This window comes from Pseudoalteromonas sp. 1181_04 (assembly GCF_052850545.1).
The window spans coordinates 31,184-45,610 of record NZ_VXCS01000028.1; the positions used below are offsets into that span (position 1 = coordinate 31,184).

The 14,427-nt window shown below is 41.0% G+C and carries 12 protein-coding genes; 4 read left to right on the top strand and 8 right to left on the bottom strand.

Annotation, left to right across the window (positions count from 1 at the left end; all coding sequences use genetic code 11):
* Positions 1–71: 71 nt before the first annotated feature.
* The 3 genes from FW757_RS19590 to FW757_RS19600 are packed head-to-tail and all read left to right on the top strand — an operon-like array spanning position 72 to position 3,586.
* Positions 72–1,298, top strand: a complete 1,227-nt coding sequence (locus FW757_RS19590; protein WP_149980384.1) for a paraquat-inducible protein A — start codon at positions 72–74, stop codon at positions 1,296–1,298.
* Positions 1,299–1,307: 9 nt separating this feature from the next.
* Positions 1,308–2,963: an intermembrane transport protein PqiB gene (pqiB, locus tag FW757_RS19595; protein WP_446441590.1), complete on the top strand. Its 1,656-nt coding sequence runs from the start codon at positions 1,308–1,310 to the stop codon at positions 2,961–2,963.
* Positions 2,963–3,586 (top strand): PqiC family protein, encoded by a 624-nt coding sequence (locus FW757_RS19600; RefSeq protein WP_145236105.1) that lies wholly within the window; start codon positions 2,963–2,965, stop codon positions 3,584–3,586. Before pqiB ends, FW757_RS19600 begins: the two co-directional genes overlap by 1 nt.
* 102 nt (positions 3,587–3,688) lie before the next feature.
* Here FW757_RS19600 and FW757_RS19605 read toward each other — a convergent pair whose 3' ends face one another.
* The 6 genes from FW757_RS19605 to FW757_RS19630 form a co-directional block, all read right to left on the bottom strand.
* Complete coding sequence (locus FW757_RS19605; RefSeq protein ID WP_145236108.1) at positions 3,689–4,012, bottom strand: GNAT family N-acetyltransferase; 324 nt, start codon at positions 4,010–4,012, stop codon at positions 3,689–3,691.
* Between the two features lie 41 nt (positions 4,013–4,053).
* Positions 4,054–4,458, bottom strand: coding sequence for an NUDIX hydrolase (locus FW757_RS19610; protein WP_149980118.1), 405 nt, complete (start codon positions 4,456–4,458; stop codon positions 4,054–4,056).
* An 84-nt stretch (positions 4,459–4,542) separates the two neighbouring features.
* Positions 4,543–5,568, bottom strand: coding sequence for a zinc-binding dehydrogenase (locus tag FW757_RS19615; protein WP_145236115.1), 1,026 nt, complete (start codon positions 5,566–5,568; stop codon positions 4,543–4,545).
* A 17-nt stretch (positions 5,569–5,585) separates the two neighbouring features.
* Positions 5,586–6,962 carry a TolC family protein gene (locus tag FW757_RS19620; RefSeq protein ID WP_149980117.1) on the bottom strand — a complete coding sequence of 459 codons (1,377 nt, stop codon included), beginning with the start codon at positions 6,960–6,962 and terminating at the stop codon, positions 5,586–5,588.
* Positions 6,955–10,110 carry an efflux RND transporter permease subunit gene (locus tag FW757_RS19625; protein WP_182784825.1) on the bottom strand — a complete coding sequence of 1,052 codons (3,156 nt, stop codon included), beginning with the start codon at positions 10,108–10,110 and terminating at the stop codon, positions 6,955–6,957. Before FW757_RS19625 ends, FW757_RS19620 begins: the two co-directional genes overlap by 8 nt.
* Positions 10,111–10,118: 8 nt before the next feature.
* Entirely contained in the window at positions 10,119–11,285 is a 1,167-nt protein-coding gene (locus FW757_RS19630) for an efflux RND transporter periplasmic adaptor subunit (RefSeq protein ID WP_182831409.1), read from the bottom strand.
* 118 nt (positions 11,286–11,403) lie between these two features.
* Between FW757_RS19630 and FW757_RS19635 the strand changes: the two genes are divergently transcribed.
* Positions 11,404–12,348 (top strand): LysR family transcriptional regulator, encoded by a 945-nt coding sequence (locus tag FW757_RS19635; protein ID WP_182718707.1) that lies wholly within the window; start codon positions 11,404–11,406, stop codon positions 12,346–12,348.
* Here the strand turns inward: FW757_RS19635 and FW757_RS19640 are convergent.
* Positions 12,345–13,382 (bottom strand): GGDEF domain-containing protein, encoded by a 1,038-nt coding sequence (locus FW757_RS19640; RefSeq protein ID WP_182740073.1) that lies wholly within the window; start codon positions 13,380–13,382, stop codon positions 12,345–12,347. The genes FW757_RS19635 and FW757_RS19640 overlap by 4 nt on opposite strands.
* 129 nt (positions 13,383–13,511) lie before the next feature.
* Positions 13,512–14,378 (bottom strand): DUF6279 family lipoprotein, encoded by an 867-nt coding sequence (locus tag FW757_RS19645; RefSeq protein WP_182718705.1) that lies wholly within the window; start codon positions 14,376–14,378, stop codon positions 13,512–13,514.
* Positions 14,379–14,427 lie beyond the last annotated feature (49 nt).

Consider the following 14,427-nt stretch of genomic DNA (forward strand, 5'->3'; position numbering starts at 1 on the left):
CAATTTCGCATTTGTATTTAGCATATAATTGATGCAAACTTGATCTAAGATACTTCTAAGTGGTTATTAATTTGCAAACTGCCTGCCCTAATTGTGACTTGATTATTGATATCCCGCACATAGTTGCAAAACAAATGGCTGTCTGTCCACATTGTCACAGTAAACTATGCGCAGCAAATATAAATTATGACAGCCGTATTGTAGCACTCAGTATTAGTGCTTTACTCATGCTGCTAAGCAGTATGTTTTATCCATTTATCTCATTTAGTAGTAATGGCATTACACAGACGATTACCTTGCCCGATGCCGCTCGTATTTTGTTTAATTACGACAGCGATTTATTAGGCATTTTTATTGATGTTAGTATTATTGGTTTACCAATGGCATTACTCACTATTTTGATCCCACTGCATTTAGGCTTACTTAAAGTACTTCCACAAACGATTGCCAGACGCTTACTCAAATTCACCTTAGCGCTAGAGCCATGGATAATGTCAGAAATATTTTTAATCGGCGTATTGGTCAGCATGGTAAAAATAATGTCGCTAGCGGAAGTCAGCTTTGGCGTTAGTTTTTGGGCCTATGCCGCGTTTGTACTCTTCTATATTGGCTCATTAGCACACTTAAATCGTGCTCGATTATGGGATCAAGTACAGCCTCAGGCTGAAATTGCAGCCGCAAAACTTTCTTATCGTGCCATAGATAGTAACATTCGAGCCTGTCATGTCTGCCATCAACTAAGCGATAGCGAATACTGTTCTCGCTGTAATAGCAAAACCCATATCAGAAACCCCCACAGCGTACAAAAAGCAACGGCATGGTTAATAACTTCAATTGCCTGTTATATTCCGGCAAATTTATTGCCAATAATGTACACCACTAGTTTGGGGGATGAATCCCCCTCAACATTAATTGGTGGGGTAATAACACTGTGGCAAGCTGGCTCATACCCTATTGCATTAATCATTTTTTTAGCGAGTGTAGTAGTACCATTAGCTAAAGCGCTCATTTTAACATTTTTATGCTTTTTGGTTAGCAAACCCGCTAACGGCCAAACAAAGGGCTATACTAAAGTTTATCAATTAACTGAGTTTATTGGTAAATGGTCCATGATCGATGTATTTGTTGTCGCAATTCTAGTAGCCTTAGTGCAACTTGGGAATTTAATGTCGGTAACACCAGGTTTAGGCACTGTATTTTTTACTATCATGGTGATTTGCCAAATGTTGGCAGCACACGCGTTTGATCCTCGGCTATTATGGGATTCGCCAAACAATGATAAAAAGACCATAAATTAGAGAAACAGCATGAGTGAAACGGCTAATATAAAAAAAGAACCTATTATTTCTGCGATTTGGATCATACCGGTTATAGCTTTGCTCGTTGGTGTGTGGATGCTTTACCAATACCAAGCTAATAAAGGCGCAACCATTTATATTTCAATGCCTCATGCTGAGGGTATCGTGGCAGGCAAGACTGAAATAAAAGTACGTAGTGTGAAAATCGGCCAAATTGATCACGTTCGCCTCTCTGATACTAAAAACAGTGTGATTGCTCGAGCTCAAATTGATAGACATTATGATGGCTTACTCACGGAAGACGCCAACATCTGGGTAGTAAAACCACGTATTGATGAAACGGGTATCAGCGGTATGAGCACGTTACTATCGGGTGTATATTTAGAATTTTCACCAGGTGAAAGTAGTAAAACAAAAGAGCATTTTAAATTACAAGAAGAGCCAGCGCTGATTGATAAAGATGTCAAAGGCGGTCGCTTTTCATTACTCAGCTATGATGCTGAGGTTATGGATGTCGGCACCGGTATATTTTTTAAGAATTATAAAATTGGTCAAGTTGAAACAGCGACATTTGATTGGAAGAATCAAGCGATGAAGTATGGTATTTTCATCAACGAACCTTATCAAAACCTGATCACCTTAAATTCTATTTTCTGGGTCAATACGGGTGTTGAAATTGATTTATCTGCCGATGGCATTAATGTAAAAACAGGTTCATTAAGCAGGTTATTAAAAGGAGGGATCTCGGTTGGTTTGCCTAAACAACAGTCACCGGGTAATTTAGCCCAAGAAGGCCATAGCTTTTCGCTTAGTAACAGCTACAAAGATGCTCTTGAGGAGCGTTTTTATAATTTTGACTATTACCTAATTGAGTTTGAACAGTCTATTCGAGGTTTACGTGCCGGAGCCCCGGTTGAATATCGTGGCATGCGCGTCGGTACTGTTGTTAAAGCACCTGCAAATGTGATGATCGATGGCAAACCCGCTCACTTTAGAACTGATAATACCGCTGTGCCAGTACTGATAAAAATAGAGTATGGCCGCATTTACCACGATAATGCCTCAGCCAAACAATTTTGGCAAAACAGTGTTGATGGTTGGATCAAAAATGGCATGCGCGCTTCTTTAAAACCAGGCAACTTACTCACCGGTGCTGTGTATGTCGATTTTGATATCTACCACGATGCCCCAGCTGCGAAGTTAGAAACACTGTCTCAATATCAAGTATTTCCAAGTGTTTCCAGTGGCATTACCGTATTAGCAGATCAAGTGTCTGACGTATTAAATAAGGTAAAAAACTTAAAAATTGAAGACAGCTTAGCGCAAATTGATTCCGCGTTTGCTGATTACCAAGCGCTGGCGAATGAAATGCGCACATTGTTAAGTAAACAAGATACCCAAGATTTACCCGGTGATATTAATCGTAATTTTGCTGAAATGACCAAAAGTATGCAGCAATTTGATGTCACTATGAAACAGTTTGAAAAAACCATGGCCAGTTATCAACAAGGTTCCTCATTACATCAACAATTACAACAAACGCTCTCAGAGTTTAAGCGTTTAAGTGAAGAACTACAGCCACTCTCGCGTGGCTTAAATGAGCAACCAAATATGTTTATTTTTGATAAATCATTGCCTGCCGATCCAACGCCGAGGAAACAATAATGCGGACATTTTTACGTATACAATTTTTTGCTGTTATCGGCGTAGTGTTATTATCAGGATGTAGCCAATCACTTAATGCCCCCGTTAAATACTACCAGTTTGAGCAAAGTATTAAACCAATGCAGCGCAGTAGCACTAACACATCAGCTCAATTACGGATCAATACAGTAAGTTTACGAGGCGCATTAAATAACCGTGGTATTGCAATGAAAATGGATAATAATCAGGTCAATGCTGCTAATTATCACTTATGGAGTGAAGCGCCAGATCAAATGCTAACAGCAAGCGCCCATCAAACATTATTTACCACGCTTGATAACTGGATGGTGGTCAAAGGATTACCTGTTATAACAGATAAAGATCAGCAAAGTTATTATGAATTAGAATATGAGCTACATCATTTCAATGGTGATAACCAAGGTAATGCCGATATTTCTGGTTTGTGGCGCCTATATTATACGTCGTTTGAAAATGGCCGCTCTTTAAAAACAATTCATTATTTTAGTGAGGTTAACCCTTTAACTGGTGATGATTACGAAGGCCTCGTCGAAAGCTTAGAGCAAAACTGGCAGAATATTAATCAACAGGTAGCAACTACCCTGAGTGTTCTTATTCAAGAATAAACACCACTAAAGCAGTGCCATCATTATTAAGCACTGCTTTGCTTATATACCTAAACCCGAGTTTATTTAATAACCCATGCGAAGCGGTATTGTCAGCGTCGGCTATCGCGGCAATGTAGCTGAACTTACCTTGATACGCGTGTAATAGTTTTGCAGCCGCTTCATAGGCACTGCTAATGCTTCTCGTTGGAATAAGCCCACCATGCCCATGGCAACGCCTTGTTTATTTGCCACAATATAAGGTCCAAAACCTTGCTGTTGGTGGCCATCAATAAAGGTTTTTTGTAAATAATCTTCGGCTTGTTGTTTGGTATAAATGCTTTTATCAGCAATATAACGATAAAAACTCGGCTGATTTAATAAACTCAAGATAAACGACGCGTCACTAAGCTGGCCATGGCGAAGAATTAAACGTTGCGTATTCATATCTCGTTTTCCTATTAATGATAGTGATCGTTTAAGCTAAATTAAAATGCAGCACTATCAACTGTACCGGTATAATTTAAACAGGCTGCGACACGATGTTGTTGAACCTTGGAAAGCTCCGACAATTTATAATAACGATGTGCTAAGTGTTCATCGCTGAGCGTGATCACAGCATCTTTTAACAAACTAACTCTAAAAATAAAAGCATGAGAATTAAACGCTTTGTGATAATAAATACCGGTTAAGTGTTCAATTTTCACTTCACAGCCGAGCTCTTCTTGGCATTCGCGTATGAGTGCTTGATGTACAGTTTCACCGACATCTAAGGCGCCACCAGGTAATCCCCAGCTTAGCTCGCCATAGCTTGCCTTTAGCAGCAAAACCTCCCCGCTGGCATTAGTGATCACCCCATGGGCGCTGAGTCGATAAAAATCTGTAAATGCCATGTTTCCCCCTAAGTTGATAACCTTAAACAATAACAAAAAGCCCCGCAATTGCGAGGCTTAAAGATTATGAATCACGGTTAATAATTAATCATGGCTAATTTTCACTACCTGCTTTCCGGTAAAGCCACCAGCAATTTGTTTATTCAGCGCCTGTGAAATACTACTGGCGTTAAATTCAACCTCAATGATCTGCGGTATTTTGATACTGCCACTGGCTAAATTGTCTAGCAATAAATTGCCCATAAAACTCATTTTTTGCTGAGCACATAAACTGTTTGCTAACCACGCTCCACCTAAAGAAACAATACCTATATTTGGCGCACGTCTGAACATCAGCTCCTGCTCAAACTTAGGCAGTGGATTTAAGCACGCAATACGGCCACAAAAACGCATTAATTCAACATTACGCACCGTGGTTTCACCACCAATCGAATCGAGCACCGCATCAAAGCCTTGTGGACCAAGTTCTTTACGAATTTTATCGCTAAGCTTTTTATCGTTGTAATCAAACACCACATCAGCACCCAATTGTTTAACAAGCTTATGGTTGCGTTTGCTCGCGGTGGTAAATACCGTAGCACCACGTTGTTTGGCAAATTGAATGGCGAACTGACCGACGGCCCCCGCACCAGCTTCAATTAAAAGTGAATCACCTTCGGTTAATTGCAGTTTATCAAGAGCTATTAATGCCGACATCCCTGCGCAGGGTAATGTCGCGGCTTGCTGTAACGTAACGCTATCAGGAATTTGCGATACAGCAAAGTTAGGCACTTTAGCGTATTGTGATAACACCCCTTGGTCGCCAACATTACCATGCCACATAACCCGAGTACCGACACTTGGAAATACCCCTTTAGTGGCTTTTACCACCACACCTACAGCATCAAGGCCTAGGGTATGAGGATAGTGCCATTTACAAAAACCTTGTTTAGCAAAATACGCATCAACCGGATTCAACGCAACATACTCAACCTTTATCAACAATTCGTTGTCTACAACATCAGGCACCGGCAATTCAAGCTCAGATAAATTAATCTGTTCATTAGGTTCAAGTAACGCAATCGCACGCATTGTCGCGGGGATTGTTGATAAAAGATCAGTATGTGGCATCAAAAACTCAACTTAACTTAATTAACTAACGCATAACTCCAACGACCATTAAATACTTGGTAAGTGTCTACTTTAGCAAGTAATGATGAAATCGTTGAGTCAATTGCATTTTCCTGCGCTATTAAAACATCCTGTCGCGCATCTAACAACTCTAAGTAAGGTATTTGCCCTTCTTGGTACATCGCCTGCGCTTGTAAAAAGGCATTATTAGCAAACTCATAACGTGCTTTGGCATAGCCTAGTTGTTGAGTTTGTTTGACTAATAACTGCAGTGAAAGTTCACTCTGCGCTAATGCCTCCAACACCACTTGTTGATATTGGCTGTAAGCGGCTTCACTGAGATATTGCTGAGCATCACGTTGCGCCAATAACGCAGGGTAGCTCAATAATGACCACTGAATGCGTGGGGCAACTTGCCATTGCTGCGTAGTGTCAGAAAGCTGGTTGTTATCTAAGCTCAATACACCTGCAAACGCCGTTAAACTGATATCAGGTAATAATGCTTTACTCGCAGCCACGCTTAATGAATTAGCTTGGCTAAATTCAAATAATGCTTGGCTAATATCAGGACGCAGTGCAATGGCATCACTTGGAGTGGCTAAACTTACAGTAAATGCATGCTCAAACAGCGCTTGCTCATCAACTAAGGTTAGATCAGCAGGTAACTGCCCTGTTAATGTCGCAAGCGTTGCTAGATCACGAAATTGCGCGTATTCAATATCTGGCAACAAAGCTTGCTGCTGCTTCAATTGTGCTAAGGTTCGATTTAAATCAAGCTCATTAGCGACCCCTTCCTCAACGCGAGCCCGCAGAACCGCAATACTTTGCTCTAATGCTTCAATTTGTAGGTTAATGATCTGCTGTTTTTGCTTATTACCTTGAAAACTGACAAACCCTTTTACCACAGAGGTAACAACTTCAATATGCAAAGCACGTAATTGTTCCGCTTGACTCATTGCCCCTGCATTCGCAGCATCAACAAGCGCAGTTATTTTACCAAATAAATCAAGTTGCCAATCAAGGTTAACATTGGCTTCCGATTGACGCGTGTTAACGTTACCAGTACTTGAGCGAGTGGCATCAACTGCCACTGCACCTTGGGGAAGATACTGTGCTTTTTGCCCACCTAAACGAGCAAGCGCGCTTTGTAACTGCAACTGACTAGTGTGCAAATCATGATTATTAGCGCGCGCACTGAGCACTAGATTATTTAACTGGGTTGAATTTAATTGCTGCCACCAGTTAAGTTCGTCTTGACCTTGTAACTGTGCAGCGATCTGTGTTTTTGCAACAAATTCTTGTAGCTGATTTTGCTGTTGCTGCTCATCAATTTTACTGGCGCAGCCACTTAATAAACCCGCCACAACAAGAGCGGTTAACTTATACTTACTCATTAATTTGCTCCTGCGTAGTCACTTTACGGGTTTTAGTTACCAAAATATAAAATACAGGGGTAAATAATAAACCAAACACGGTTACACCAATCATACCCGAGAACACTGCGTTGCCCATTGCATGGCGCATTTCTGCTCCAGCTCCCGTTGCTAATACTAAGGGAATAACACCCGCAGTAAAGGCAATTGACGTCATTAAGATAGGTCGTAAACGCATCCGACAAGCTTCTAAAATAGCGTCGAAATGACTCAACCCATGATTATTTTTATCGCGTGCAAACTCCACCATTAAAATGGCATTTTTAGAAGCCAAGGCAACCAATACAATCAATGCTATTTGCGTGAAAATATTATTATCAGCGCCAACCAACCATACACCCATTAATGCTGAGAATATTGTCATTGGTACAATAAGAATAATAGCCAGTGGTAGACGTAAGCTTTCATACTGCGCAGCCAATACCATGAACACTAATAACACCACTAATGGGAATACATAGACCATGGTATTACCCGCTAGAATTTGCTGAAAAGTAACTTCGGTCCATTCGTACTCAATACCCGTAGGTAAATTATCAGCCAAGATCAGTTCAATTGCCTGCTGTGCTTGATCTGAACTGTAACCAGGCGCTGGACTACCATTAAGCTCTGCACTTGGGTAACCATTGTAATGCATCACTCGATCAGGGCCTGTTGTAGGCGTTGCCGTTAATACCGAGCCCAATGGCACCATATTCCCTTGATTATTGCGCACTTTTAGATTCAATATTTGTTCTGGATCAAGGCGGAAATCAGCATCAGCTTGGGCATTAACTTGGTACGTACGGCCAAATAAATTAAAGTCATTAACGTACATTGAGCCCAAATACACTTGCAACGCATTAAATACTTCATTCAATGGAATACCTTGAATAAGCGCTTGCTCTCGGTCGATATCAATATCCATTTGTGGTACTTGAATTCTAAAACTTGAATAGAGCCCCATTAACGCAGGATCTTGCTGAGCTTTAGTTATCACCGTTTGCAAACTGTTAAATAGTGTTTCAAAGCCTTTATTACCGCGATCTTCAATTTGCAGTTTAAACCCACCCGTGGTGCCTAAACCTTGGATTGGCGGCGGTGGAAATACAGCCACAAATGCTTCATCAATGGCACTAAAACGCTGGTTTAACTGTGCCGCAATAGCCATCGCCGATTTACTCGGATCGCTTCGCTCACTAAAGGCTTCTAGCGGTGTAAATACAATGGCACTATTAGGGCTGTTAGTAAAACCATTTACCGACAAGCCAGGAAAGGCAACTGTGTTTGCAACACCAGGTACTTGCAGTGCAATTTCTTGCATTTGCCTAACCACATCTTGAGTACGGTCTAAACTCGCTGCATCAGGTAATTGTGCTATCGCAACTAAATACTGCTTATCTTGTGCAGGAATAAAACCACCCGGCACGGCATCAAATAGCTTAATTGTTCCGCCTAATAAAACCACGTATGCAATCACCACTACCACGCTCATGCGCATTAGTTTTTGTACCAGCTTTTGATAGCCTTTGGCGCCACGGTCAAATACTCGATTAAAGGGTGCAAATAACCAGCGACCAAATAAACGATTTAATAAACGCGTCAGCGCATCCGGTTTAGCATCATGGCTTTTAAGTAATAGTGCCGCCAACGCCGGTGATAAAGTTAATGAGTTAAATGCTGAGATAACCGTTGAAATAGTAATAGTTAACGCAAACTGTTTATAAAATTGACCTGATAAACCACTAATAAACGCGGTAGGAATAAACACTGCACACAACACTAACGCAATCGCGATTATAGGCCCTGTCACTTCAGTCATCGCCACGCGCGTTGCTTCCAGAGGTGATAAACCTTGTTCAATGTTACGTTCAACGTTTTCGACCACCACGATAGCATCATCGACCACAATACCTATGGCAAGTACTAAACCAAATAACGACAGCGTATTGATCGAGACCCCTAACCACTGCATCACCGCAAAAGTACCAATCAGTGAAACTGGCACAGCTATAAGTGGAATAATCGAAGCACGCCAGGTTTGTAAAAATAACACCACTACAATTACCACTAACGCGATAGCTTCAAGTAACGTTTTGATCACCGCATCAATCGAACCGCGAACAAATACCGTAGGGTCGTAGACAATGTCGTACTCAACACCAGCTGGAAAATCTTTCGATAAACGCGCCATGGTTTCGCGTACTTGATCTGAAAGCTCAATCGCATTAGAGCCAGGACGTTGAAATATCGGCATCGCCAGTGCTGGTTGATTATCAAGTTCAGCTCTAAGTGAGTAAGTATTTTGGCCTAAATCGACTCGAGCAACATCGCTTAGACGTGTTAATTGACCTTGTTCACCCACTTTAATGATCACTTGCTGAAACTCTTCAATACTGTTTAAGCGCCCTTTTACATTTAACAATATTTGAAATTGACTGTCTGTTGAAGCAGGTTGTGCACCTAAGCTACCCGCTGCAACTTGTTGGTTTTGCGCACGCAATGCGTTGACGACGTCCATTGCGGTTAATTCTCGTGCCGCTAATGCATCGGGGTTAAGCCACACTCGCATTGAATATTGACCACCACCAAATAATTTTACATCGCCTACGCCACTCAAACGTGCAATTTGGTCTTTCACATATAAGTCAGCGTAGTTAGATAGATACGCCGTATCATGTGTTTTTTCCGGTGAGAATAAGTGTACCACCATGGTTAGATCCGGTGATGATTTTTCAGCGACGACGCCTAAGCGCTGCACTTCTTGTGGTAGTCGCGGCAAAGCACTGTTAACCCGATTTTGTACTTGTACTTGCGCACGATCTAAATCCGTTCCCAATGAAAACGTTACCGTCAGTGTCATACGCCCATCACTGGTCGCCTGGGAAAACATATACAACATGTTTTCAGTACCATTGATCTCTTGCTCCAATGGAGTAGCCACAGTTTGTGCTATTACGGTTGGATTTGCTCCTGGGTAGTTCGCAGTTACCACAACTGTCGGCGGAACAACTTCAGGATACTCACTGACCGGCAGTTGAAACAACGAAATACCACCGGCGATTAAAATCACCAATGACAGCATGGCTGCAAATATCGGTCGTTGAATAAAAAAGTGAGAAAATTTCATTATTCGTCCTACTTCTTAGCCATAAGCGTGTGCTGCGCCGTTGGCGATAACGTAAAAGCAACACCAGTTGTGTCTAGGGTCACTGTATTAGGTGAAATCGGCATGCCAGGTCCAACACGCGCAGGACCATTAACCGCAATCACATCGCCAGCTTTTAAGCCCGAGGTAATAGCGCGAAAACTGCCATAGCGCTCACCGGTTGTAACCAGTTTATATTCGAGAATATTGCCTTCACCGACAGTGAGCACAAAGCGATTTTTCAAATCGGTGCCAATTGCTCTATCAGGCACAATAACTTGCTGTGTAACGTCATTGGCCGCTAACTTAATACGTGCAAATGAACCGGCGCGTAAGGCGGTATTTTCATCAAATCGTGCACGCACTCGCAAAGTACCTGTTGCTGCATTGATTTGATTATCAATAAAGTCGATATAACCGGTGTGTGCAAAGCCATTTTGACCCACTTTTTGCATGACTACTTGCTGATGATCAGCGGCGGTTACTTCATCAAATGAACTATTCCAAGTACGTTCATCAACATCAAAGTAAGCATACATAGTTTGATTTGATACGATTGAAGTCAGTACACTTTGCCCTGCAAGCACATTATTACCTTTGGTAATATTTGCACGCGAGATCACACCATCAATGGGTGAACGTATATCTGTAAATTCTAAATCTAAATTAGCTGCAATTAGCTGGGCTTTTAAGGCAGCAAGTTGTGCTTCACGTTGGCGTAACGTTGAGGTACGTGATTCCGCTTGCTCTGTTGAAATCGCTTTTCGCTCGGTTAATCGCACCGCTCTTTTAGCTTCACTTTGCGCTTGCGATAAAGCGGCTTCAGCACTGACTACTTGTGCCTCTAAACTTGCTACAACCGCAGCATATGGGCGAGCGTCAAGTTTAAACAGTAAGTCACCCTGTTTAACCTCGTCGCCCTCATTAAACGCAATATGCTCAATAACTCCGGCAACACGTGGCATAAGTGATACTTCTTCCGGCGCTTCTAAACGCGTAGTGTAGGTGTGCCAGTTTTGCACTGGCTTAATGATCACCGAGGCAACATCTATTGGTTGAAGATGTGGTTGATTGCTCTGTTGAGCAGGCTCTTCTGCACAACCGGTGAGGGCAAGTGATGCCCCTAAAACTGCAATAGCTATTAAGTGTTTGTTCATGACGACGCTCCATTTAGTGTATTTTTCTATGTTACGGAACATTGTTGTGGACAAAAACCATAGATTTTTAAATTCATTAATGCCAATATGGCATCAATTAAATATTGGTGAGTAATTAATGGATACCACAAGTCGCTTATTGATGTTGTTAGAAGTCGTTGAGCGAGGCTCATTCGCTAAAGCAGCAGAAACCCGTAATATTGATCGTTCAGTGATCTCAAAACAAATAAGTCGTCTCGAAGATGATTTAGGAGTACGTTTACTGAACCGCACCACCCGCTCATTTTCACTGACAGCTGCAGGGGCCGAAATGATTAAAAAGGCCAGTGAGTTGAGGCAACTACTAGGTGAAACTGTACGTTTAGCCGAGAATTATCACCAAGAGCCACGCGGTGTATTAAAAATCACTTCATCAACTATTATCGGCAGGCGTTATCTACAACCTGTGATTAATGATTTTCAAAAACGCTTCCCGCAAGTAGAAGTTGAACTAAGACTCGATGATAAGTTAGTTGATCTGGTATCTGAAGGCTTTGATCTTGCTTTTCGGGTCGGTGAGCCAAAAGACTCATCACTGATCGCACGTAAAATTGCGCGCAATAGATTACTAATATTAGCCGCACCTGAGTTTATTCAAACGTATGGATTGCCAAGTAAAATAGAGGACTTAATTGATTTACCCGCAGCCAGTTATTCCAGCACTTCGTTGCGCGTTGAGGGTATTCGTTATGTAGATCAATATGGTCTACCGCAAGAGCAAAAAATTAAGAGTGTGTTTAGAGCCAATGATGCCGAGGTACTGCTCGATAAAACGCTTTCTGGAACAACCTATGTGCTCGCGCCAGCATTTATTATTAATGATGAAATAAAACAAGGACGTTTAGTGCCCTTATTAACAGACATCAAATTACAAGAATACAGTGCGATGTACGCGGTATATCCACACCGTGATTTACCTGTAAGAACACGGTTATTTTTTGATGCGATACGTGATCACTTAGGTAAAGAAACACCACTTTGGGAAAGTAACATTCCCGGTTTCGAGCACATGTATCAAGGTTAAGAAACCTGTTCTAGTTTTGCTGAGTATTGCTGCGAGTCAGAATAAACGTTATTTCGACCATGTTTTTTTGCATAATAAAGTTGCTCATCTGCTGCTTTAACCGCTTGTTTTAGGCTATCGCCATCACGATAAGCAGCTAAACCGATACTTGCTGTTAAACTTATTTCACGCTCACCAACATTGATAGCCGTACTTTGCAAACCGACTCTGATATTTTCAGCAATTTGATAAGACTCCTGTTGATTCGAATCAGGAATGAACAGCGCAAACTCTTCGCCACCAGTACGAAAAACTCGCCCCTTGTTAAGTGTTTCTCTTAATATAGTGGCAATTTCGACCAGAACTTGATCGCCCACATCATGACCAAATTCATCATTTACTTTTTTAAAGTAATCGAGATCTAGCACCATAATAAATAAATTAATTTTGTCTACCAGCTCAACTTCAAAGTAATGGTTCATTGCTAAACGGTTGCCGGTGTTTGTCAGCGGATCTAACAAGGCAAGGTTTTCTAATCGTTCTGCAAATTGTGCTCGACTCGCTTCAAAAGTATGTGCAATGACCCAAATGCTCAAATAGCTAAAGCTCATATTTAGGTACAGGTTAAGGTCTAAAAATGGTGCTAAAGAGGTTTTACTAGTAAACACAGCGGTTTGTATACACACCAATAATAGCGATAGATAATAGCCGCGTTTACATCCTAATAATAAATAAAATAATACGGGTAAGGTAAAGGTCCAAATGAACAAACCGCTCCTCATCGCAGCTAGGTAAGTTCCCAAGGTTACTAATAGCATAATACAAAGGCACAATAATAACGGCTGCCAAGTCTGAAATTTTCGTGTCCGAGCATAGTTAAAAGTATAAAAACAATAAATAGCAAACACCCCTTCTAAAATCCCTAATGAGTAAAAGTCATTAATAAAAAGATTAAAATAGGTAAAAACACTCGCTAAAATTCCGAAACAGAAACAAATCCATTTCAGTAAATTTTCACGTAATACTTGAGCGCTATCTAAGGCTGCGATATCCATTGATTAACTTTAATTCGAACGAAAAAAAGTCAGTCTAACGGTTAATTGAAAGAGTACAAGCTCTATTTGTTTTTGATATATTCATTTTTATAAAAAATTTTTAAAATTAAGATCTTAGTAACTAACAGCCTATTCATCATTAATTAATTGTTCTATATCTTCTAACATATCGGAGAACTCAGCATTAGCATGTTGGCGCTGTTTTGCTGTCAACGTGGCTCTTAAACTCACAAGTAAACGCGCATAGCGCTTTGAATTTTCAGCATCTAAGCGAATTAATTGGTCACTCATAAACACCTCTCGCTCAGTAATGACAGCTGATAATTGGCTAATAAATTGATCGCGGCTAAGTTGGCTATCAAAAAATACCTGTTTGAGTTTATCCAGCCGAGTTTGCTTGTAAGCTTGCCTTAATAAAAATGTTGCTTGAAATTCGCTGTTCGCTTGGGTGATCAAAGACACTTGTTGTTCACTCAGTTTACCAAGCCACTGTTTATAAGTATCTAACTGACGTTCAAGGCGATCTTGCTCACGCTGTGTTGGGGTTTGCTCATTATACTCGTCACTTTCTGTGGTTATATCCTCTGCAATGGCAGCAACAAATTCTTCTCTTTGCTCCGTGGATAAACCAATAGCAAGTTCAATAAGATCGTCTCTTACATACATAACTAACGATTGCCAATGTGTTTTAAAACCTTGAAAATACGTTAATAATGCTTGCTCTGAAGGGTCTTCATCAAGTAGCTTTTGTAATGCCAACAGATCCTGTCGATACAAAGGTAATTGCGTCTTACGATGCCAATCCCGACTTTGCTTAATTAAGTCTTTAGCTTGTTTGCTTTGCTGCTTCGATAAATCAACGTAGTCATCAATCCAAAACGCCGATAACCAGCCTATATTATTGTAGGTAAATGTAGCTGAGCACCCAGTCAGAGCTAATAGCAACACACCAACTACTGCGAACTTATAATTCAAGCACATGTTTTTTATCGACATTTTTTATTTTTCTTACGATTATTTATAGCACTACGTTAATCAACTTAGC